This is a genomic window from bacterium (genome assembly GCA_035307765.1).
Classification (GTDB): Bacteria; Sysuimicrobiota; Sysuimicrobiia; order Sysuimicrobiales; family Segetimicrobiaceae; genus Segetimicrobium.
The window spans coordinates 1-20,887 of sequence record DATGHU010000017.1 but is presented as its reverse complement, the minus strand read 5'-3'; the positions used below and the strand labels follow the sequence as shown (position 1 = coordinate 20,887).

The 20,887-nt window shown below is 65.8% G+C and carries 20 protein-coding genes; 5 read left to right on the top strand and 15 right to left on the bottom strand.

The genetic code is table 11. From position 1 onward, the window contains the following. Nucleotides 1-9 precede the first annotated feature (9 nt). The 5 genes from VKV57_05995 to VKV57_05975 form a co-directional block, all read right to left on the bottom strand. Complete coding sequence (locus VKV57_05995) at nucleotides 10-804, bottom strand: enoyl-CoA hydratase/isomerase family protein (GenBank protein HLW59464.1); 795 nt, start codon at nucleotides 802-804, stop codon at nucleotides 10-12. Beyond that, nucleotides 804-1,598: an amino acid ABC transporter ATP-binding protein gene (locus VKV57_05990; protein ID HLW59463.1), complete on the bottom strand. Its 795-nt coding sequence runs from the start codon at nucleotides 1,596-1,598 to the stop codon at nucleotides 804-806. The genes VKV57_05995 and VKV57_05990 overlap by 1 nt, the downstream gene beginning before the upstream one ends. A gap of 8 nt (nucleotides 1,599-1,606) precedes the next feature. Further along, entirely contained in the window at nucleotides 1,607-2,359 is a 753-nt protein-coding gene (locus tag VKV57_05985) for an amino acid ABC transporter permease (GenBank protein HLW59462.1), read from the bottom strand. A 33-nt stretch (nucleotides 2,360-2,392) separates the two neighbouring features. Continuing rightward, entirely contained in the window at nucleotides 2,393-3,286 is an 894-nt protein-coding gene (locus VKV57_05980; protein HLW59461.1) for an ABC transporter substrate-binding protein, read from the bottom strand. 93 nt (nucleotides 3,287-3,379) lie between these two features. Then, nucleotides 3,380-3,787: a cupin domain-containing protein gene (locus VKV57_05975; GenBank protein ID HLW59460.1), complete on the bottom strand. Its 408-nt coding sequence runs from the start codon at nucleotides 3,785-3,787 to the stop codon at nucleotides 3,380-3,382. A 418-nt stretch (nucleotides 3,788-4,205) separates the two neighbouring features. Between VKV57_05975 and VKV57_05970 the strand changes: the two genes are divergently transcribed. Together VKV57_05970 and VKV57_05965 are read left to right on the top strand one after the other, a co-directional pair. After that, the gene (locus tag VKV57_05970) at nucleotides 4,206-5,435 is read left to right on the top strand and encodes a hypothetical protein (protein HLW59459.1); all 1,230 of its coding nucleotides are present in this window, start codon (nucleotides 4,206-4,208) and stop codon (nucleotides 5,433-5,435) included. Between the two features lie 106 nt (nucleotides 5,436-5,541). Continuing rightward, the gene (locus tag VKV57_05965; GenBank protein HLW59458.1) at nucleotides 5,542-6,150 is read left to right on the top strand and encodes a CsgG/HfaB family protein; all 609 of its coding nucleotides are present in this window, start codon (nucleotides 5,542-5,544) and stop codon (nucleotides 6,148-6,150) included. Between the two features lie 83 nt (nucleotides 6,151-6,233). Here the strand turns inward: VKV57_05965 and VKV57_05960 are convergent, their stop codons facing one another. The 5 genes from VKV57_05960 to VKV57_05940 all read right to left on the bottom strand — a co-directional run bounded on the left by VKV57_05960 (nucleotide 6,234) and on the right by VKV57_05940 (nucleotide 10,305). Continuing rightward, nucleotides 6,234-6,704 carry a hypothetical protein gene (locus VKV57_05960; GenBank protein HLW59457.1) on the bottom strand — a complete coding sequence of 157 codons (471 nt, stop codon included), beginning with the start codon at nucleotides 6,702-6,704 and terminating at the stop codon, nucleotides 6,234-6,236. A gap of 404 nt (nucleotides 6,705-7,108) precedes the next feature. Continuing rightward, nucleotides 7,109-7,816, bottom strand: coding sequence for a hypothetical protein (locus VKV57_05955; protein ID HLW59456.1), 708 nt, complete (start codon nucleotides 7,814-7,816; stop codon nucleotides 7,109-7,111). 121 nt (nucleotides 7,817-7,937) lie between these two features. Further along, on the bottom strand, nucleotides 7,938-8,843 hold the full coding sequence (locus VKV57_05950; protein HLW59455.1) for a hypothetical protein: 906 nt from the start codon (nucleotides 8,841-8,843) through the stop codon (nucleotides 7,938-7,940). 5 nt (nucleotides 8,844-8,848) lie between these two features. After that, entirely contained in the window at nucleotides 8,849-9,640 is a 792-nt protein-coding gene (locus VKV57_05945; protein ID HLW59454.1) for a DUF2182 domain-containing protein, read from the bottom strand. A 56-nt stretch (nucleotides 9,641-9,696) separates the two neighbouring features. Further along, nucleotides 9,697-10,305 (bottom strand): DUF1326 domain-containing protein, encoded by a 609-nt coding sequence (locus tag VKV57_05940; protein HLW59453.1) that lies wholly within the window; start codon nucleotides 10,303-10,305, stop codon nucleotides 9,697-9,699. A 505-nt stretch (nucleotides 10,306-10,810) separates the two neighbouring features. Between VKV57_05940 and VKV57_05935 the strand changes: the two genes are divergently transcribed. Both VKV57_05935 and VKV57_05930 read left to right on the top strand, forming a co-directional pair. Next, complete coding sequence (locus VKV57_05935; protein ID HLW59452.1) at nucleotides 10,811-11,779, top strand: succinylglutamate desuccinylase/aspartoacylase family protein; 969 nt, start codon at nucleotides 10,811-10,813, stop codon at nucleotides 11,777-11,779. 198 nt (nucleotides 11,780-11,977) lie between these two features. Next, nucleotides 11,978-13,135 carry a pyridoxal-phosphate dependent enzyme gene (locus tag VKV57_05930; protein HLW59451.1) on the top strand — a complete coding sequence of 386 codons (1,158 nt, stop codon included), beginning with the start codon at nucleotides 11,978-11,980 and terminating at the stop codon, nucleotides 13,133-13,135. A 30-nt stretch (nucleotides 13,136-13,165) separates the two neighbouring features. On the opposite strand, the gene VKV57_05925 is transcribed toward VKV57_05930, so the two are convergent. Beyond that, nucleotides 13,166-14,971 (bottom strand): peptide ABC transporter substrate-binding protein, encoded by a 1,806-nt coding sequence (locus VKV57_05925; protein ID HLW59450.1) that lies wholly within the window; start codon nucleotides 14,969-14,971, stop codon nucleotides 13,166-13,168. 390 nt (nucleotides 14,972-15,361) lie between these two features. On the opposite strand from VKV57_05925, the gene pip reads away from it, so the two are divergent. Further along, nucleotides 15,362-16,492, top strand: coding sequence for a prolyl aminopeptidase (gene pip, locus VKV57_05920; GenBank protein HLW59449.1), 1,131 nt, complete (start codon nucleotides 15,362-15,364; stop codon nucleotides 16,490-16,492). Between the two features lie 148 nt (nucleotides 16,493-16,640). On the opposite strand, the gene VKV57_05915 is transcribed toward pip, so the two are convergent. The 4 genes from VKV57_05915 to VKV57_05900 form a co-directional block, all read right to left on the bottom strand. Next, a complete protein-coding gene (locus tag VKV57_05915; GenBank protein HLW59448.1) occupies nucleotides 16,641-17,054 on the bottom strand; it encodes a DoxX family protein in 414 nt (137 codons plus the stop codon). Nucleotides 17,055-17,360: 306 nt separating this feature from the next. Next, on the bottom strand, nucleotides 17,361-17,816 hold the full coding sequence (locus VKV57_05910) for an SRPBCC family protein (protein ID HLW59447.1): 456 nt from the start codon (nucleotides 17,814-17,816) through the stop codon (nucleotides 17,361-17,363). Between the two features lies 1 nt (nucleotide 17,817). Further along, nucleotides 17,818-18,060 (bottom strand): hypothetical protein, encoded by a 243-nt coding sequence (locus VKV57_05905; GenBank protein ID HLW59446.1) that lies wholly within the window; start codon nucleotides 18,058-18,060, stop codon nucleotides 17,818-17,820. A 13-nt stretch (nucleotides 18,061-18,073) separates the two neighbouring features. After that, nucleotides 18,074-20,887 (bottom strand): cation-translocating P-type ATPase (locus tag VKV57_05900; protein ID HLW59445.1); only part of this gene is annotated, 2,814 nt, incomplete at its 5' end.

Below are 20,887 nucleotides of genomic sequence, written 5' to 3'. Positions count from 1 at the left end.
CGGCGGCCCCTAGCGACCCTTGAAGGCCGGGCGGCGCTTTTCCTTGAACGCCGCCACCCCTTCGTGCGCGTCGTCGGTCGCCGCCACGAGGTCGGCCCAGCTTTCCTCGAGGACCTTGGCGCGGTCGTACCCATCGCGGTACTGCGCGCGGATCGCCTCCTTCACCGCCCGCACGGCGATCGGCGCCGAGCCGGCCAGCCGAAGCGCGATGCGGGCGAGTTCGGCGTCGAAGCGATCGTCCGGCACCACCCGGCTGACCAGGCCCATCCGCAGCGCCTCCTCCGCGCCCACATCCTCGCCGAGGAGGAGCATGTCCATCGCTCGGTTGCGCCCGACGTAGTGCACGAGCCGGACGAAGCCCATCCCCCAGGAGGGGACGAGGCCGAGGTAGACATCGGCGGTCCGGAACTTCGTCGTGGTGGAGGCCAGCCGGATGTCGCACGGCCAGGCCAGCGCGGTCCCGCCGCCGATGCACCAACCCCGAATCCCGGCCACGGTCGGCTTCGGAAACGTCTCGAGCCGATCGACGAGCGCCTGGCCGCGCTTCCGGAACCGGTACCCGCCGTCCCCTCCCCCGCGCGACTCCTCGCCCAGGTCGGCGCCGGCGCAGAACGCGCGGTCCCCCGCGCCGGTCAGGATCACCGCCCGGGTCTCCCCCCGCTGCTCGAGGAGGTCGAGGGCCGCGATGACCTCCTCCAGCAGGGTCGAGGTGACCAGGTTGAGCGGGGGCCGGTTGAGCGTGAGCCGAGACACGCCCCCGTCGTGCGAGAGCGCGATCGTCTCGTAGCGGGCCTCCGGCGCCATCACCGCAGGACCTTGCTCAGGAACTGCCGCGTGCGCTCGTTCTCGGGATTGGCGAAGAACCGATCCGGCATATTTTCCTCCACGATCCGTCCTCCCTCCATGAAGGCCACCCGGTCGGCGGTGGCGCGGGCGAACCCGATCTCGTGCGTGACGACGACCATCGTCATCCCGTCCCGGGACAGCTTGAGCATCACGTCGAGGACTTCGGTCACCATCTCGGGATCGAGGGCGGAGGTCGGCTCGTCGAACAGCATGAGCTTGGGGTGGATGGCCAGCGCCCGGGCGATCGCCACGCGCTGCTGCTGGCCGCCGGACAGCTGCTCGGGATAGGCGCTCGCCTTGTCGGAAAGGCCCACCAGAGCGAGCAGCCGCCGGGCGTCGTCGACCGCGGTCCGGCGGGCGACCCTGAGCACGTTCACCGGCGCGACGGTGATGTTTTCGAGCGCGGTCAGGTGGGCGAAGAGGTTGAACTGCTGAAAGACCATCCCGATCTCGCTGCGGTGCTTGGCGATCCTCGTTTCCGACAGTTCGACCAGGCGGCCGCCCGCTTCGCGATAGCCGATCAGATGCCCGCCGACCTTGACCCATCCCTGGTCGGCCCGTTCCAGGTGGTTGATGATCCGGAGGAACGTGCTCTTGCCGCCGCCGCTCGGGCCGACGATCACCACCACCTCGCCCTTGCTGACCCGCATGCTGATGCCCTTCAGCACGTGCTGGCGCCCGAAGAACTTGTGGACGTCCGCGACCTCGAGCACGGCGTCCCGAGCGTCCGCGCCCTTAGGAGACGGCGGCATCGTCGCGGCTATTGGGCATCGTGGGCGAGCAGCGACTGCTCGATCTGCTCCACCATACCCGGCGTCCGCCCCGTCGGACCCGGGCGCGAGCCGTGATAGGGGGCCACGCTGCGCGAGAAGTAGGCCTCGATGCGGGATTGGATCAAGCCCCACACCGTCGTGAACACGAGGTAGTAGAGCGCCGCCACCATCAGGATCTCCAGGACCTCGAACCGCAGCTGGATCAGCACTTCGCTGCGCCGCAGCAGCTCGTCCATCGAGATCACGGAGGCCAGCGAGGACGTCTTCAGCAGGCTGTTAAATGTGTTGCCGAGCGGCGGGACGATCACCCGAAGCGCCTGCGGGAACACGATCAGGCGCATCATCATCGGATAGGGCATGCCGACCGATCGGGCGGCGTCGAACTGCCCTTTCGGCACGGCGAGAATCCCGCTGCGGATGATCTCCGCCAGGTAGGCCCCCTCGTTCAGGCCGAGGCCGAGCAACGCCGATTGGACGACGTTCAGCCTGATCCCGATCTGGGGGAGCGCCGTGAAGATGATGATCAGCTGGACCAGGACCGGGGTCCCCCGCATCAGCCAGATATAGAAGAAGGCCGGCAGGTTGAGGATCGGCTTGCTGGAGAGGCGCATCAGGGCGGCGATCATCCCGCAACACAGGCCGATCGCCATCGAGGCGGTGGACAGCCAGAGCGTCGTCCACGCGCCGGCCAGCAGATACGGACTGACCAGGTTGCCGAAGAATGCCGGCCAGTGCCACATGGGCTACGCCGCGCATTCCCCGCTGGTCACGGGCTACCCGCCCGTGCTTTGGCAGGCTGGGGGCGGCAGCGGGCCGGTCGTGACCTGGTAGGGGCCCGGCAAGAGGCAATGGTGGTACGGCGCGAAGATCCTGTCCAGGGAGCCGTCCTGCTTCATTTGGTTCAGCACCCCCGCCACCCGATCGGCGAGGTCGCGGTCCTTGAAGGCCAGGGCCTCCGCGTGCGGATCGTACCCGGTGAGGGCGACGCGGAAGAACGTCTGTCCCTGCCGCTGGTAGTAGTAGGCCTCCTCCGTGCCGACGAACGCGGCGTCCACCTGGCCGGCCCGCAGCGCCTGCAGCACATCGGAGTAATTGGCGAAGGTGTGGACCTCGATCCCCGGTTTGCCCTCGGCCTTCAGGTCCTGGTCGGCCTTCGTCGCGTCGTTCGCATCCACGGTGCCGAGTTCGACGCCGAACTTCTTCCCGGAAAAGTCCTTCGGTCCCGTGATCTTGTCGGTGTCGGACCGCGGCACCAGGATCGCCAAGGTGCTCGCGCCGTACGGGATCATGATGACCTGAGCCGCCCGCTCCTCGGTGTAGAACATGAAGGAGTCGATCATGTCGAACCGGCCGTCCTTGAGGCCGGGGATCATCGTCGCGAACTGCAGGCTCCAGAACTGCATGGTCAGGCAGAGGCGCTTGGCGACCTCGTTTCCGAGGTCGACGTCCAGGCCGACGATCTTCCCGTCCTTGTCGACGTACTGGATCGGCGGCACCGTGGGGTTGATCGCGCCGATCAGCGTGCCGGTCTGGACGAGCGGGGGATGCGCGACCTTGGGCGGACAGTTCGGCGCGCCGCTCGCCACCGGCACGGACCCGCTCCCCAGGACCATCAGGACCAGCAGTGCCACCACGCCACCAACAGGAATCAACCGTTTCCCTACCATCGTTCTCCCCTCCCCTATCGGAGCTCTCCGAACGATCGGGTAGATCGGACACGTCCCGCGGCCGACCGTGTGCCCCGCTCGCGGGACATCGCCCTACTCATCGTAGACCAGCCCGCACTCAGCGTACTCCGGGCGGTTGAAGCCGGCGAGCAACTCGCAGACGCTCTCCGACTCGTTGCGGACGGCGTGCACGGTGTTCGCCGGAATGTAGATGCACGTCCCCGGGGACGCGGACACCACTTCCCCCCCGAGGTACACGGCGCACGTCCCCGCGATCACGAAATAGAACTCGGCGGCATTCGGATGGTGGTGGCGGATATGGTATTGGTGGGGCAGCATCCGGCAGTAGGTGATACGGAGATCCTCGGATCCGCTCCGCACCCGAGAGATCAGATTGCAGGTGAAGCCTTCCTCTCGCGGGTCCGCCTCGGGCTTGGCCGTCAGGGGCCGGAAGTCCTCTTCCGTGACGCGGGTGACCCACCGCGGCGAAAAGCCGGCCATTGCCTCTCCCCTTCGCCCATCTCCGCACCGACGAGCAGGCATTCGAAGCGGGATTCTGCGCGCGAGTAGTGTTCGGATGGCTTGAAAGCGATTCCTGCTCGCGTCCCGGTGAGCGACCGTGGAGGACGTGGCGACCGCGGGGACGTGTCGTCGATCTCGATGTGATGCCCCGCAGCCCTTGCGCCCCATTGGGGGGGCCTCCTCGCTGCCGACGGAACGCACACGGTGACGGCCGGCGGTCGGTCCCCGAGCATCGGCGATACGCGCGCTCCTACCCCGCACCGTCACCTTCAGCGAACAGGGGCACGTCGAGTGCCACACGAATCCCATACCTGACCTCGCCGCCGGGATGGCGACGCGTCCCTCCCGCGGCAGACCGGGGAACCTCGGACCTCGAGACAGGGAGCGGGGACGGCTCATGAACGCAGCACACGCCCGTAGCAGAATGCCGCTGTTGTGCGTGGTGATCGTGTTGGCGTTCTCCGCGACCGAGAGCGCGAAGGCCCAACCGCCAGGGATGAGGGAGCGGGTGGGCCCGGAGGCCGTCTGGAACCCGCCGCGAGAGGTCTTCCTGGAGATTGGGCGGGAGTGTGCGGGGAAGAGCGCGGGGTGTCTTCCGGGTCTGATGGAGCAGTCGGCGGCGTCGGCACAAGCCATCGAATTTAGTCGGTCGCTGGGTGGGGAAGGATATCTCGAGGCGCTTCGGGCGTTGGGACGGGTCGATCTGGCGACCATCGCCTATCCGTTTCGGGCAAACGATAATGAGGTCCCGGCCTTAATCAACGGCAAGCCTCCCGTGGTTGACGTCCAGAGTTCCGCGGCCTCGCTCGTTCTCGCGGGAGATCCCTACTATGACACCATCCTCCGGAGACATCCGAACGCGAGGTGGTTGGGGGATGTCCCGAGCTTCAAGGAGATGACGACCCTGCCGCAGGGAGGGCAGCGCTTTGTGTTCACGTTCGCCCTGCGAGACGGCTGCCACGCCTGCGCGATCCTCGGGAAAGCCTGGTTGGCGATGGATTTTGACGGCGCGGCGATATTGCAGCGGCCGGTGCGGTTGGGATGTACTGACCCGGGAGCCATCGGTCCCCCGCATGCAGCGGCGCAGAAGGAACCGCAGGGCGCCCCCGCCTCGACGAACCCTGTACCATCGGATCATCTCATTGCGCCTGCCTCGGTGGGGCCGGTGCGGGTTGGGATGACCATTGCACAGGCGCAAATCGCCCTGCACGGGCTGGAGGTGGCGAAAGGGACAAACGGCGACGGTGCCGTCATCTACGTCGTGCGGCACGGGACCCAGCGCGTGATGGTGCTCTTCCCCCTCCCCAAGCAGGCCTGGGATCCGGTCAACGAGCGTACGGGGATCCATGGGATCGAGGTGTATGCTCCGACCTATGCCACCGCCGGGGGGGTGCACCCGGGAATGCGGCTCCGGGATCTCGAACCGGTCTTTGGGAAATTGCTGAGGGTCCAGCGATCAGAGATCGAATCCCAGGAATTTGCCTTATTCCCCAAGCTCCCCCAGGGGATGGGGATCCGCGTGCCCGCGGGGACGGGCATCTATGCCGCGGGTGAGAACACGACGACTCACTACGCCCTCACGGCGCAAGTCCTGAGCATCGTGGTCACGTGGACGGGCCCGTGGTGATGGGCAAGATCCCACGGGGCAGCGCGCTCCTTCGGGAATGGCTACACGGTCCCGGGCGTGCGGGCGTTGGGCCGTCACCCGCGCAGCCCCTCAAGGAGGCAGGAAAATGAGGCGAGTCGTTTCCGTGGTGGGGGCACTGATGCTCGCCCTGGCGCTCGTGATGCCGCCCGGTCATGCCCAGACTCCTCGGAAGTCCATCATGGTCGTGGATTTTGCAGATCGGGCGGGCGGGTGGCAAAACACCCGGGAGGCGGTGACGACCCGGGTCATCAGCAAGCTGCGTGACGATCAGTCGCTGAGAGTGCTCCCGCGGGAGCGCGTTCAGGAGGCCCTCCAGCAGGCCAAGGTGGAGACGGCCGGGATGATCGACCCGGAGGACGCCCAGACGGTGGCCAAAACGCTCGCGGCAGACTTTGTGATCATGGGGGAAGTCACGTCGTTTGACCAACAGCGCACGGGCGGGTGCCTTCCCATCGTCGGGTGCACCTATACCGACACGGCAACGGTCAGCATCCACGGGAAGGTCCTGGACGCGTCGACCGGACAGATGGTGGCTGAACCCAAGGCCGACGTCAAGAAACAGACGGGCAGCACCTCGGTGTGGGTCGGATGGGGGAATGTCAGCCTCGACAACTTCGACGGACAACTCATCGGAAAAGCCACCTTGGAGGCGGTGGACAAGTTCGTTGGGGCGGTGAAGCCGAAACTGAACTGAACGCGGCGCCGGACGTCCCGCCCGTCGCGCATCGCAGAGCAGCCGATCGGACGATCAGGGGGTGTGACGTCCCTCGGGTGCGGTCACAGCCGATCCAGTGCCCTATTGACCAAGAGCGTTGTTGAATCCGGCACCAGCGCGTTCGGGTCCGGCAGGTCATGAAAATACCGCAGGTCGAGGGTGAATGCGATGTCTCCCTTCTCGACTTGAACGGCGTTCACCAGGTTGACGAAGGCCGCGTCTCCCAATCCGGGAACCGGCTGGAACGGGGGGATCCAGCCTTTCGGGTTGGATTTCGTCAGGGTTTCGTAGGCCGTCGCCCTCTGCTGGAGGGCTCTCCGGCCGCCGGTCCAGAGGACCTCAACCCGCACCCATTCCCGCGCGTTGTCACCCTTGTAGGTGCAGCCGGTGGTGTCCTCGGTGGCGTGGGTGAAGGTGACCCCGAGCACGCTGGTCAGCTCCGCCTTCGTAAAGAGGCTGCACTGCCCATCCTTGGCGGTGACGTGTCGGACTTCGGTTGGAGGTTCGACCGGTTTCTGGGGTGGCGTCGCCACGGGTGTTTGGACCACAGGTGGCGTCGGCGCCCCCGGAGCCGGCGCTTGCGGGCTGAGAGGCGATACTTCGGCCGTCTTAAGGGTGCGGCTATTCAGGTGCGTGAGGCCGGCAACAAGAAGCGCGAGGAGAACGACCGCACCGCCTGCAAGGGCAAGATTCCTCGGGAGTCGGCTTGGGAGCTTCGAAACAGCGCTCCGACCGGCGGACGCACCCGGAGGATGGGACGCCGCGGCGGGAGCGGGGGGCGCATTGCCAATGACCGCTTTGCCGCATTCGCTGCAGTATTTCTGCTGCGGCTGCAGCGGCGCACCGCATTCGGCGCAAAACTTCGCCAAGGCGCTACCTCCCGTCCGGGATCTCACCCCGAATACTCGCCGCCCCGGCCCGCAGAGCTGACATGGAGTTACTTCCGCGGCCCGACCAGCGAGGTCAGTGCGTCAGCATGGCCGGCCGTGGCGGCGGTCACAAAGCCACGGCCGGTGACATCGGTGCCCGCCTCGACTGACGTGGCGCCTTTCTCGTTCTTGAGTGCCATGAAACCGTTCTGAGAGGTGCCGGACCCGAAATCGGCAACCTGATTGGCGTTCTTGTTGAACATCACAAGATGTGCGTCTTGGTCGGCATCGCTGGCCCCGGCGAGTTCCACGGTCTTGGACACGCCCTTGAGAAGCTCCAGCTTAGGCCTGCCGTCAATGATGCCCGCCAGGAACTCTTGATCCGGAACGCCGCCCGTGCCACCAGTGGCCCCGACCAGAGCGATGGCGCCGCCCCCGCTCTGCCCCACGCCGATCTCCACCCCAGCGCGCCCGGTGTTGCTATTAATTTCCACCAACCCCCCCTGCTTGCCGGCGAGGACCTCCAGAATCGTCGTGCCAGCGCCGTTCACCACCCGAAAGGGTGCTTTGGCCGACGCCGGGCCCGCGCCCGGGGTCGGAGCGACCCAACCAAGCACGAGCAGGAGGGAGACCACCCCGCTAAAGATGAGGGTCCACTGACGCGTCGCCCGTCGTCGCCAGTACTCGAAAGCGCGAATGCGTTCATTCGCCCTCCGCAACTCACCCTCGAGCACTGCCACCCGTTGTTCTAAGGTTGCGGACCGTCTCTCCGCCATCGCCCTCCTCCTCATCGACCGCCCCGCCCGCGCATCGAGGACAGGGGCTCACGAACTCCAATGGTGCAGATGGCGCCGGAATTCTCGCTTATCGACCCGTCGGCCCTCCCCCGCACACCGCTCAGCCACTGATCTTCTGGTACCCGGGGGGAATTTCGAACAGGCTAGCCGGTTGCTGTCCTTCTTTGATGTTCCGAAGCTCGAAGAGGTCGGACCCGTCTGCATTTCGCGCCCTGACGATAAAGTGCAGCATCGGGTCAATCCAGAAGTACCCGGTCCTCGCGGGCCCCGGAGGCGTCTGTGTCGTCCCGACCCACTTCACCGTATTGCGGCCGTTCACGGTTTCGCCGCCGACGCTTTTGCAGTCCAGCAGTTTTGTGGCCGGAGAGGCCACTCGACTAATTTGCAGCAGTTGCGGGCAGGGATTGCCGGGATCTATGGGCTGCAAGAGCCGGAGAAGCGTCGCGATCCCAGGCATGTTCGCTTCCCGGAACGTCTTCTGGCTCGGATCCAGTGCCTGCGCGATCTGCGTCTTGAGGTCCACAATGAAAATGAACGTTTGTTGTCCTTGGGAAGATTCGATGCGCACTTTGTCGGACCCCACGTACAATCGATCGAGTGTCCCCCTTGGATTCGCCACATCGGCGGAGAACTGCGGCAACGCGGTTTGCGCGTTCGTCAACGTGGCAGAGACCAGCATCCCGATCAGGAAAGTCACACACCCGACGGCCACCCTCCACATCGCAGACCTCCCATCTCCCGGTGCAACATCGCGATCGACGCTCGGCCAAGGACAGGGCATCGCCCCGCCCGGCCGATCAATGCCCGCCGCCCCATGCCGAACCCTGCGCCCGAACCGATCGAGCGACATGGGGAGCGGGCGTTGAGAAGATCTGCCACCCACTCGATGCGCTTGGTATCCATCCGATCTTTGTTCAAAACTCACGCGTGTGTCGGCAACGTATTCGGCATCATTCATCCAGCGCTGATCGCGTTCGCGGAAATGCTCGACCGTCCCGCTCAGCATGGTCCTCACATTGGTGCCACGGGGGTCGGCGTTCCAAACCAGGGTGCGACCGCGGTGGCCAGGCCAAAGAGAAGAAGACCGAGGCCCACCAACCGGCCAATGAGTGGACCGTGCCGGAAGATCTTCTCGATGAAGATCACGGTCGCCAGCAGAATCATCCACCCCAGATTCATCAACCCCACCGCGAACAACACCACCATCAGTCCCCAACAGCACCCCACGCAGTAGGCGCCGTGGGAGACCCCCATGAAAAACGCGCCGCCGTAGCCAGCGCGCCACGACTGGAGCATGAACGCCAATGGAGAGCGGCAGTGTTGCAGGCAGACGCCCTTCCAGGGGCTCCATTGATACGCCCCGGCCAGAACCAGCACAAATCCCCCTACCAGCGGGCTGTGTGCCCTGAGACCGGGAGCGGCCATGCCCACGGCGGGCACCACCAGGGAGAGCAGATACGCGGCAACCCCGAACATACTCCACACCGCTAAATAGCCGACGAGGAAGACCCACGTCGGCGCCGCCGACCCACCGGCGCTCCGCTGATGGCGGCCCATCGTGGAGAAGAGTGACAGCATCGGCACCACCGACGGGAACATCATCGCCACCATCATGGCGACCCAGACGGGCAGAAAGACCAGGACTGGACTCGGCCCCCCCACCATTCCCCCCATGCCCGGCATGCTCCCCATCCCCCGGGCTTGGATCGCGGTGACGGCCCACCCGATGGCGGCCAGCAGTAACGCGACCAGCCACAATACGATCTGCGGCCGCCTGGAGATCCCGAGGGGGGCCGTGGACATCGGGCTCAAGCCTCAGCGAGGAGAACCGACCCGGTCGCTATGTGGATACCGAATGCTCATGCGGCCCACGAAAACGGAGCAGAGTGGCCGTTCTTTCCATCGTTGGAAAACTCCAACCCGAACGCCTTCACTCGCGCCGTTGTCGTCTTGGCAATGGTGAGGGTCGAGTTCGCCGGATGGAACGCTCCCGTGATTTTGGACACCTCGCCGGTGGGACTCCCCGGCGGCACGAAGTCCTCGATCTCAATCGCCGCGGCGTTGCCGATCTTCACCCGGTGCCGGCGCCCGTCGTCCCGGTACTCGATGGGCACAACCTCCACTCCCAACATCTCCCCGATCAACGGCGCCAGGCCGGCCATCGGGCCACCGAGTTTCCCCGAGAACACGGCACCGAGCTTCTCCGCCTGTTTGGAGGAGGCGGTCGAATCCATGAACACACCCACGCGCCACTGCCCATCGAGCATCTGCCGTGGGGTGTCGGCCAATACGGCCACGGTGAGGTTGCTCACGTCCACCCCCTCGACATCGCCCGAGGCGACGTGGAACACCAGCACGACCCGGCAGCGCTCGTTGTCCGCGGGCATCGTCAGGCCGGAGGTGCTACATGGGCAGACCATGTTGCAGTTGCAACTTTCAAAGTACGTCCCTTTGAGGCGCCACGCCATCGTGCTCCACCCCCTTTTGAGTGAGGCCCTCGTGCGGTGTGCTAAGGCGGAGGGTAACAGGTGCATCGAGCTACCCCCCGGTCAGGATAGGGCCGACGATCACCTTGGCACGCACGTGTTTCTCTCCGTCATGGAGATCTCCTTCGCCGGACCGTACAGCATCCAACCGTCCCGCCCTTGTTCGCGAGGAGAGGATGCTTCGTCAAGAGCCCCGGCCTGAGACCGCAGTCCCGTGAGGCAATCGGCGGGAAGCGCACATCAGGACCGCCGTGACCGGCCGCGGGCGGCGCCGCCTGTTCGGAGGCCTTCTGGTCCTCAATGGGCATCCCGGAGCGGGAGCGCGCGCGTGAAGGGGACGGTTCCGCACGGTACCGAAGGAAACGCCGTGTGCCCTTAGACGAGTTCCGGCCACCGGTGGGGCGGATCGAGGTCCACCCTACACGGAACGCAGACGAAGAGAAGCAAGGTCAACCGGGGGCTCCGGCGAACGGGGGGTAAACCATCCATGGCGATCCGTGTCTCGGAATGGGTCGATGTCGACAAATTGGCCACCGGGTCCCGCCACGCCTTCGATTTCGCCATCACACACTTCGCCGATGGGTCCTCGCTCACGGTTCCGGTCCAGGTGGCGATCGGGTCGCGGCGACGCCCCCGGTGTGTTGCGATCGCGGGGATCCATGGTGACGAACCGGAAGGGATGCTGGCGCTATTGGACTTCTGGCGCGGATGCGACCCAACGATTCTGCGGGGCACAGTCATCCTCATTCCCGTTGCCAACTCTCCCGCCTTTGCGGCGCACCAGCGCCGCAGCCCCGTGGACGGCTTGGATCTCAATCGCATCTTTCCCGGCAATGCCGAAGGGACGCCGTCCGAACGCCTGGCCTACCACCTCATCCACGACATCGTTGCGGGGGCAGACTTTGTCTTTACGCTCCACAGCTGGTTCGCTACCGGGATGGTGAGCCCGTACGCAGAGCTTCCGGAGGGGACCGGGACGATCGCCCAACGGAGCCGGGACGCCGCCGTGGCCGCCGGGTTCACGCGGCTCCGCGAAGGCGGCTGGATCCCGGGGGTCCTCGGAACCACCGCAGTGGAATTGGGCGTGCCGGTGATCGAGGCGGAGATCGGCGGCGGGGGCCGCACATGCGCGGAGAATCGCCGAACATACGAACAACACTTCGTGCGGCTGCTTCAGCATCTGGGCATTCTCGAGGGAACGCCACCTCCGAACCCCGTGCCGGAGTTCTACGATCGGGGGATGCTGTATGCTCCAACGGGGGGGATGCTCCGACTTCGAGTATCGCCGGGGGAGCGCGTCGAAGCCGGCGCAGGACTCGCCGCCATTACGGACCTTCACGGCGAACCGCTCGTGGAGATGCGCGCGCCCTATGCCGGCCTCGTGGCCGCGGTCCGTCAATTCGTCTCGGTTAACCCCGGAGAACTCGTCATTGCCCTCTTCCCTCGTCGCAGATAACGTCGGGCCGAAGTCGTCGGCGCGCCATCCATCCGGCGGAAGCCCCGAGGCCATCTATCCAAATCGCGACGATCGGAGGGACGAGGAGGGATGCAGCGAATGAATGGCTTTTCGTCGGCACAGGGGCTGACGTGCCTCACGTGCGGACGGGGCTATCCCCTGGGCCCGATGCTTGAAGGATGCCCGGAGTGCCGAAGGGTGGGATCTCCGGCATCGCTCGATGTCACGTATGAGTACGGAGAACGCGTGATCCCCCAGCTTACCACCGGCGGGGTCCACCGGCTCTGGGACTACCACACCCTCCTGCCGATCGTCGATGAACGCGCGGTTGTCACGCTGGGAGAGGGCGCCACTCCCTTGGTGGGCCTGCCAACAATCGCCGATAAAATGGGAGCCTCCTCTGTCTGGGTCAAGCACGAGGCCGTGAATCCTACGCACTCCTTCAAAGACAGGACGAACGCGGTCACCGTCGCCTCGGCCGTTCAATTCGGATTCGAGAAAATCTTGTGCACTTCGACTGGGAACCATGGCGTGTCGCTCGCCGCGTACGCCGCTCGTGCCGGCCTGCGGTGCCTGGTTCTCCTCTCCCCGGGTGCCCCCGCGACCGCGGTCAGAGAGATTCGCTACTTCGGAGCGGGCGCGGTGACCGTGCCCGATGGGGCGGTCACTCCCCTCATGGCCGACCTGGTGCGACAACACCGCTGGTACGTCGCCCAGCGAAACTCGCCCGGCGCGGGTGGGCGGCCGACCGGTAACCCCTTCGGGCTGGAGGGGTACAAGACCATGGCGTATGAGATCTTTCATCAGTTGGGGGGGACGGTCCCCGACGAAGTGTTTATTCCCGTGGCCGGCGGCGATGGCGCCTGGGGGTTGTACAAGGGGTTTCACGAACTCGCCCGCCTCGGGCTCGCCCCCGCCGTGCCGAGAATCATCGCGTGTCAGTCCGCGGCGGGCGCACCGCTCGAGCCGGCGTGGCGTCTGAACCTCCCCCACGTCGAGCCGGTCTCCACCGGTCCTTCAGACGCCCGATCCATTGTCGACCGACAGTCGGGGGAGCACGCTCTGCTGGCCGTTCGGCGGTCGAACGGACGTGCCCTGGCCCTCACCGATACCGCCTTGCGGACGGCCCAAGAGCACCTGCGGCGCGTCGGCCTCTGCGTGGAACTGTCTTCGGCCGCTCCGCTCGCCGGACTGAGGGTCCTCCACCCGGAGGGGACGAATGCCGGAGGTCCGACCATCGTCCTCATCGCCACCGGGGCGGGTCTGCGCTGGCCCGCGACCTTCGAGCCGATCGACAAGAGCGAGCCGCCCGTCGCGGAGACCGTTGACGCGCTGAAGGAGCTGATTTCCGTGTGAGGCGTCGACCGATCGCACCTGGCGTACGGCCTAGGACGTGCGCCTCCAGTCGGCGACGTTCGGCGTCGCGTTGTCGAAGGGACTCAAATTACGACCCGTATCGAGGGTGCGGGCGTGGGCGGCCACGGTCCTCCGGTCGATGATCGGAAGCTCCACCGCCTGGCCGACGACAAGGTCATTCATTTTGATCCAGAGGGCGTCGTTCTTCTTGGGGTCCAGTTCGACCTGTGCCTGTTGGTAGAGGGTGTTGTATTCCTCGTTCTGCCACCGGGTCACGTCCTGCCCCGACCAATTGTTGTCCTTCTGCGGGATCGTCTTTGCCGGGTCCCCGCTGAAGAACTGCGCCATATAGAGGCTGGGAAATAGCGAAAAGTTCTGCGTGTACATCTCGACGTCGCTGTAGAAATGCAGAAAGGTGTCGTTGTTCAGCGTCGTGCTGAAGAACACGCTGGACTCGATGGCCTTCAGGTCCACCGCGACGCCGATCTTCTCCCAGCCGGCCTTGACGATCTCCTGTTCTTTCTGCCGCAGGGTATTGACGCTCGTCACGTACGTCAGGTGGAGCCGCATGCCCCCCTTGACTCTCACGCCGTCCGGTCCGCGTTGCCAGCCCGCTTCGTCGAGCAACTGATTGGCTTTGGCGATGTCGAAGATCAAGCGGGTATTTTTCGAGGCATACCGGGTCGGCGTCGTGAGGGCATTCGCCGTCGCCCCCCCCTCCTCACCGTACAACTGCTTGGCCACCGTCTCGCGGTCGATCGCGAGCCCCAACGCCTGCCGAACCCTCACGTCGGTCAGAAAGGGATGGGGCGCCATGATGGAGGAACGCTGGCCATCGATCTCTTTGTTCGGGTCGGTCATGTTGCAGTAGACGGCCTCGATGCCGCCCCCCTGAACGGTTTGCACCACTCCCTTACCGGCGCTCGCCATCTGTTCCAGCACCGGCCATTCGACCTGCAGATTGAACGCGAAATCGTACTCGCCCGTTTCCAGCACCGCCCGCGCCGCTGACGTCGCGTCGCCTCCGCCTTTCAACTGCACCTGACCGAACGCCGGCTTCGTGGGCTCCCGGTAGAGCTCGTTGATGGAATACAACACGTGATCGCCGGGCGCAAAATCGTCAACCTTGTAGGGGCCGGTGCCAAAGCATTTCATGTTGAAGGGCGCACGGCGTGCGCTTTCCCCCAGGTAACTTTCCATGACGTGCTGCGGCAGGACCAGGCCCTTGTCGCCCACAAAGGGCAGGAACCATGCGGGGGTGGGCGCTTTGAACGTGATCTTCACCGTGGAGGGATCCGGGGCCTCAACGGTCTCGATGCCGTCATAGCTGGCGTACCAAGTGGCGCCGGTCTGCTTGTTGGTGATGAACCTCCAGGTGAAGATCACATCCTGCGCACTAAACGGCTGTCCATCCGCCCAGCGGATCCCTCGCTTCAGCTTGTAGGTCACCGATCTGCCGTCCGCGGACAGTCCTCCGTTCGCCCGGGTCGGAACCGCCGCCGCCAGCACAGGGGTGAACGCACCCGCCACGTCCACCGTGAGGAGAGGCTCCAGGCAGAGGCGGGCCGCCTGCAGGTCCTGATTTGACCCCGTGAGGTGTGGGTTGAGAATCGTCGGCGCCTGCCAGTAGAGCATCTTCAGAACGCCGCTGGCGCCGCGGGCCCCCGGTGCCGCCGCCCACGATGGGCGGGGAACGGCGGCCGCCAGGACGGATGCGATGCCGCCCGCCGAAAGGCCGAGGCCGGTCAACCGCACGAGCGCCTCACGCCGGGTGAGCCGCCCTGCCCGAAGATCCGCCGTTAAAAGCTCGAGTTCACGCTCGCCGATCTTCATCATCTCGCCTCCTCAGGGCCTCGCCTCCAGGAGCGGCACCGTGCGGGGTCACCATCGATCGTGCAGCTTCCTTCGATGAAATGATTGAGACACTTCGATCGTGGCCTCGCTCCCCCCTCTCCCCTGCCGCCGAGCCCGAACCGGAACCGATCGGCACGGCCGCCAGAGTGCACGACGGCTTCGGTGGTCTGCACTCGGGATTCAGCCAGGGCAACCCCGAAGGCTCGAAAGGAGAAATAGAGTCCGCCTCTAGCGGCGGGCTTGATAGCTCTCGTGACGCAGGCACGGGTCGTGACCAGTCAGTCTGAACGCGCGAAGCTGTACGCGCAAATCGCAGAACTCGCGGCTCGGGATCGCGATGATACCGATCGCCCGCACCAAGGTGCCAATCTGATGCGGAACGGCGTCGAAGGTCTTGTGCCGCAGCGGGACGGAAACGAGTACATCGAGACCATGGCGCTAAGCAACTTCGCGGCGATACGATCCATCCAGGCTCGGCAGGGGGATTCCCGGCCCCGCCCCGTGGAAGTCCCTCTGCCGTCGGAGGCCACACTCGCCATGACCGCATTGTATCCAGGGATCGACCCGTACGACCACGGAATGCTCGAGGTGGGTGACGGCCATCTCGTGTATTGGGAGACATGCGGCCGTCCCACTGGCAAGCCGATCGTGGTCCTGCACGGCGGCCCCGGCTCGGGGTGCACGAACTGGCACCGCAGGCTGTTCGATCCAAACGCGTACCGCATCGTGCTCTTCGACCAGCGGGGCTGCGGGCGGAGCACGCCGCACGCAAGCGTCGCTGGTACGGGCCTCGCGAGCAACACCACATCACACCTGATGGCGGACATCGAACGGCTGCGGCGGCATCTCGAGATTGACCGTTGGTCGGTGATAGGCGGCTCTTGGGGCAGCACCCTCGCCCTTGCCTACGCTGAAAGGCACCCGGATCGGATCACGGAGATGATCCTGTTCGGCGTGACGACCGGACGGCGCAAGGAATTCGACTGGTGGTTCCGGAGCGGCGCCGCAGTCCTGCTTCCCGCGCAGTGGGAACGCCTCCGCGCCGCGGTGCCAGCCGGCGAACGCGAAGGCGATATCGTCGAGGCATACCATCGACTACTGCACGATCCCGATCCCACGGTTCGTGAGCGGGCCGCCGTCGAATGGTGCACGTGGGAGTCCGCCACCCCCGATTGGCCCCCCGCCCCGCGGCTGTCGCCACGATTCACCGATCCCGCCTTCGCGATGGCGTTTGCGCGTCTGGTCACCCACTACGTGCGACACAATGCGTGGATCGAGGACGGCAGTCTGCTCCGCGGCGCGGACTCACTGGCCAGTATCCCCGGGATCATGGTCCACGGACGCCTCGATCTACAAGCCCCGATCGCGTGGGCCTGGGACCTTAAACGCGTCTGGCCCCGGGCTGAATTAGTGGTCGTTGACGGTGCGGCGCACGCCGCCGACGACCCCGGCATCACCCGGGAACTCGTACGCGCCACCGACCGATTCGCATCAATCCGGTAGGGGTTCTACGGATGTACGACACCCCCGGATCCGGTGTAATGGCGGGGGTTTAGGAGCTTCATGAGGAGAGAAGGCCACACGGATTGCGGTGTCCCCAAAGGGACCGGCCGGCCGGGCCCTTTCATCTAGAACAAAAAGGGAACCACCCTCACCCTTGACGTGAGTGGCCGGCCGGTTGAAGGCGTGACGGACGGGCCGAACCACGATTCGGCAACAGTCGCCAGCGGCCGACGGCGACAAACGCCGAGAGGAGCCCGACCACGAGCGGGATCAGTGCCAGCGCGGCGCCCATTTCGACCAGCGTGAACGCGGTCGCCCCGATCATAACGATCACCAGCCCGGCCGCGGCCAGCGGTGTCAGGCCCTCCCGAATGCCCAAGAGCCCGGGGAGGATCAAGCCGATCGCTCCGAGCACCTCCGCCACCCCCACGAACCGCAAGAGCAGCCCCGGCAGCGGCACTTGCTTCGTCAGTGCCTCGAGCGGCAACATCAGCTTCATTCCACCGGTGAACAGAAAGATGAGCGCGAGCAGCCCTTGAACGATCCACAGTGCAAAGATCATGATTCGTCCCCCCTTGCGGCGGCTCACCGCCATCCACCATGCCGGCCCCCGGCGAAGCGGTCACTCCTCCCTGAGGTACATCCTGAGGCGGTCCAGGCGTTGTGCCCAGCCCGCCTCAATCCCCTCGAGATACGGCGCCGGCCTTAGCGGTCGATGTGACGACACGCGCATTCACCGAGAGGGTCGTCTCGCCACTGTGCTCCGCGAAGGTGACGGTGTGACCTGGCCGCCACGCACAACGACGTCGTGCCTCCGACGTTGCGCCAGTGTGGAGCACCGCCAGAAACCCCACCCGACGGGGCATGGTTAGAACCCGGCGGTCCTCCCCCGTTCTAATTCCCGCTTGGCGACGTCGAGCATCCGGCCAACATGCTGCGCAATATTCCGCTTCAGGAGGGGGCCGAGGAAACCTGCGGCCAGCCCTCCCATCCTGATCTCGATGTCACAGGTCAGGTTGGATCCGGTCTCCGCCGGGACGCACGCATACCGCAGATTGAATTGGAGTCCGTGGCTCGGTGGCAACGATCGCAGCACGATCAACCGGTTAGGTTCAAAAGCGGCAACGTCCGCGACGAGTTCCATCCGCCTCATCCCGGGTACCGTGACGAGAAGGTGGACGGTCCGAGGCCTGCCGTCTTCTGATTCGACCCGAAGCACCTGGAGGCGGGGGTCCAAACGGCCGGCACGAAAGCGATCGGCGACGAACCCAAAGACGCTCGCCGGTGGGGCGTCAATGTGGACCGTCTGGGAGGATCGAGCCACCTCAGTGCTGGCTTGTGCCGACCCGTTCGATCTCGAGGTCCCGGACCAGCCGGGTTGCCTCCACCTTCGCCTCCTCGACCATCCCCTTCATCTCCTCCCCGAGCTCGAGCGCCTTACGAATCCCGCGAACGAAGTATGGACGCGCGATCTCCCGGGCCTTCGGTGAAAAGGCAAGCACCGCGGCGAGCGCAAGGGCCTCGCCGAAGAGAATCGTCGACACACCTCTTCCGAACTCCCCCGCCATGAGTCTCCCTCCTTCATAGTGTCGGCGTCTGCCGGGGTGACACAGCCGGCAGCTGGACCGAACCCCACAGTGCGCGATCGGCAACCATGGCGATGCCCAAGATCTGCGCCCACGCCCACGGGCTCAGGGATGTCGTCCCAAAAACACGTCGCAAGGGCGGAAGGGCCATCACGCCGACCAGCGCCGCCCACGAGACCCCCTGCGATGCGTAGAAGAAACGGTCACCCCGACCGCCGCTGCTCCAGTTGTGGGCTTGGACTAATTGACTTGCCACCAAACCCGCCAGACCCATCGAACGGCGTCTGGCCGACCCCGCCCCTCCGCCCAGGCCACGGATCGCCGTGGCGGCGGTGCCGGTGACGAGTCCACGGCGAAGGACATCCCGGTAGAAGGACGGATCAAAGAGATTCTGCCCCTCTCGGGGCCCTACCTGGTCGGGCGACGACGGCAGGGCGGCCAGCGCCATTACCGGAAGGGCATCGGTGAACAAGTTCACAAGCAGGACGTGAAGGGGTAGGAGCGGTACCTCGCCAGAAAGGAGCGTGCCGCTCAGCATGAACAGGGCCTCGCCCAGGTTTCCGCCGAGGAGAAACCCAATCGAGCGGCGTAGATTGCGCTGCACGCCGCGGCCCTCCTCAATCGCGTACACAATCGACTCGAAGGAGTCGTCGCCTATCACGATCGAGGAGGCCTGGCGAGTCACTTCGCTCCCGGTGTGACCCATGGCGATCCCCACATCGGCCCGCTTGACCGCGGGGGCATCGTTGACCCCGTCGCCGGTCATCGCCACCACTTCACCGGCAGCCTGCATCGTGCGTACAATCCGGACCTTCTGCTCCGGCGTGACTCGCGCGAAGACCTGTGTCTGTGGAAGCAACGCCGCGAGCTCTTGGTCCGTAATCGCCTCCAGTTGAGTGCCATCGAGCATGCCCTCGCGGGCGAAGACGAGGCCGAGTTGCCGAGCAATCGCAATCGCCGTCGAGCGATGATCGCCCGTCGCCATTACCACACGCACACCGTAACTGCGGCAGCGTTCCACCGCGTCCCGCACTTCTGGCCGCAGGGGGTCTCCCATCCCGACAAGGCCGGCAAAGATACACCCACGTGGGTGCTCCAGCGATTCCGGAGTGGGCACGCTGTCGAGGGGACGATAGGCCATGCCCAGAACCCGCATCGCCTCATAGGCCATGCGATCGGAGACGGTCAGCGCCTGTTTCTTCCCGGCCGCATCGAACGACGAGACGGTCCCATCGAGAAGTCGGCGGTCGCAAAACTCGACCACAATCTCGGGAGCGCCCTTGAGCATGAGGACGGGACCCACCTGGGGATCGCGGATCACCACGGCCATGAACCCGCGCTCATTGGAAAACGGCAGCTCGGTCTGGCGGGGGTGCGCATACCACAGCCCAGCAGGATCGAGCCCTGCGTCGGCGGCCGCCAAGAGCAGCGCGCCCTCCGTAGAACTGCCCATCGTCGTGCGCCCGGCCGCATCGACGAGCACCGCATCGTTGCACAGCGCGCCGATCGTCAGCACCTGCCGCGCGTCTGGATCGAGCGCACTCCAGCGTGGTTCCTCGCCGGCCCATTCCAGCGGGCCCGCGGCAAGCGCGCGCACCGTCATCTTGTTTTGGGTGAGCGTACCGGTCTTGTCGCAACAGACCACCGTGACCCGCCCCAGCGTTTCAACGGCGCTCAGCCGGCGCACGATCAACGACCGGCGGCTCATCCGCTGCACCGCCGCACTGAGCGCGATCGTGACGGTGGCCGGCAGCCCTTCGGGGATGGCGGCCGTGACGAGGGTGATGCCACCGAGCGCGAGCGTGCTGAACGGCAAGCGCCGCAGCAACCCGGCGCCGACAAAAGCGATCCCGGCTAACATCGAACCGCCGGCCATGACGTTGCTCACTTTGCTTAACCGCATCTGCAAGGGTACCGCCGCGTCCTCCTGGGTCAAGAGCCCGGCGATCCGGCCGATCGCGGTGTCCTTCCCCGTCGCCACGACGATCGCCCTCGCCCGCCCAACGACGACCCCGCTCCCCATATAGACCATCGAAGCCCGGTCGCCGAGTTCCGCGTTCACCCGGACCGGGAGGACGCCTTTCTGGACGGCCTGCGACTCCCCGGTGAGCACCGCCTCCTCGATCTCGAGCTCGTAGCTCTCGATGAGCCGGGCATCGGCCGGGACGGTATCCCCGGCACGCAGCATGACCACGTCCCCCGGGACCAACTGCGTCGCCGGAATCTCCTGAAGGTCCCCGTCGCGACGACAGTGCGCGGTAGGCGCCGCGTAGCTCCGAAGCGCCGCCACCGCCTGCTCGGCCCGCAACTCCTGGAAGGCGCCGAGGCCCGCATTCACCAGCACGACGCCACCGATCAAAACCGCGCTGAGCGGCTCCGAGATCGCGAGAGAGACAGCCGCGGCCGCGCCGAGGACCAGCGTCATTCCGGTGGCGAGTTGTTTGACGTAGAGGGTGCCAAAGGTCGGCGGGGCTACCTCGGCCAGCGCGTTCACCCCGTACCGCCGCAGCCGGCGACCGGCCTCCGCGGTACCGAGGCCGCTGTCGCTATCGGTCGCCAGAAACCGCGCGACCTCAACCGACGGGAGCGCGTGCCACGGCGGCGCTTGGCCCCGCTCAACGTCTTCCGTTCGCGACCCACCGATAGGAAACACGCTGAGACGTCTGGAGTTGACCAGCAGGGCGAGGGTGAGTAACTGGTTGACCTCGTCGGCGACGAAGAGTGGCAGCAACCCGGCGACCGCGGCGGCCGCGCCAACCGTCGATACCACGGTGGCGATGGCGAAGTTTTGCCGGTACACGTCTTGCAA

Excerpts from the sequence above, each read along its gene's own strand:
- VKV57_05995 (HLW59464.1), bottom strand. The coding sequence starts at position 804 with ATGGCGCCGGAGGCCCGCTACGAGACGATCGCGCTCTCGCACGACGGG.
- VKV57_05940 (HLW59453.1), bottom strand. The coding sequence starts at position 10,305 with ATGGCGTGGCGCCTCAAAGGGACGTACTTTGAAAGTTGCAACTGCAAC.
- VKV57_05990 (HLW59463.1), bottom strand. The coding sequence starts at position 1,598 with ATGCCGCCGTCTCCTAAGGGCGCGGACGCTCGGGACGCCGTGCTCGAG.
- VKV57_05970 (HLW59459.1), top strand. The coding sequence starts at position 4,206 with ATGAACGCAGCACACGCCCGTAGCAGAATGCCGCTGTTGTGCGTGGTG.
- VKV57_05905 (HLW59446.1), bottom strand. The coding sequence starts at position 18,060 with ATGGCGGGGGAGTTCGGAAGAGGTGTGTCGACGATTCTCTTCGGCGAG.
- VKV57_05945 (HLW59454.1), bottom strand. The coding sequence starts at position 9,640 with ATGTCCACGGCCCCCCTCGGGATCTCCAGGCGGCCGCAGATCGTATTG.
- pip (HLW59449.1), top strand. The coding sequence starts at position 15,362 with ATGCGGAACGGCGTCGAAGGTCTTGTGCCGCAGCGGGACGGAAACGAG.
- VKV57_05975 (HLW59460.1), bottom strand. The coding sequence starts at position 3,787 with ATGGCCGGCTTTTCGCCGCGGTGGGTCACCCGCGTCACGGAAGAGGAC.
- VKV57_05965 (HLW59458.1), top strand. The coding sequence starts at position 5,542 with ATGAGGCGAGTCGTTTCCGTGGTGGGGGCACTGATGCTCGCCCTGGCG.
- VKV57_05925 (HLW59450.1), bottom strand. The coding sequence starts at position 14,971 with ATGATGAAGATCGGCGAGCGTGAACTCGAGCTTTTAACGGCGGATCTT.
- VKV57_05980 (HLW59461.1), bottom strand. The coding sequence starts at position 3,286 with ATGGTAGGGAAACGGTTGATTCCTGTTGGTGGCGTGGTGGCACTGCTG.
- VKV57_05915 (HLW59448.1), bottom strand. The coding sequence starts at position 17,054 with ATGATCTTTGCACTGTGGATCGTTCAAGGGCTGCTCGCGCTCATCTTT.
- VKV57_05950 (HLW59455.1), bottom strand. The coding sequence starts at position 8,843 with ATGCTGAGCGGGACGGTCGAGCATTTCCGCGAACGCGATCAGCGCTGG.
- VKV57_05935 (HLW59452.1), top strand. The coding sequence starts at position 10,811 with ATGGCGATCCGTGTCTCGGAATGGGTCGATGTCGACAAATTGGCCACC.
- VKV57_05985 (HLW59462.1), bottom strand. The coding sequence starts at position 2,359 with ATGTGGCACTGGCCGGCATTCTTCGGCAACCTGGTCAGTCCGTATCTG.
- VKV57_05955 (HLW59456.1), bottom strand. The coding sequence starts at position 7,816 with ATGGCGGAGAGACGGTCCGCAACCTTAGAACAACGGGTGGCAGTGCTC.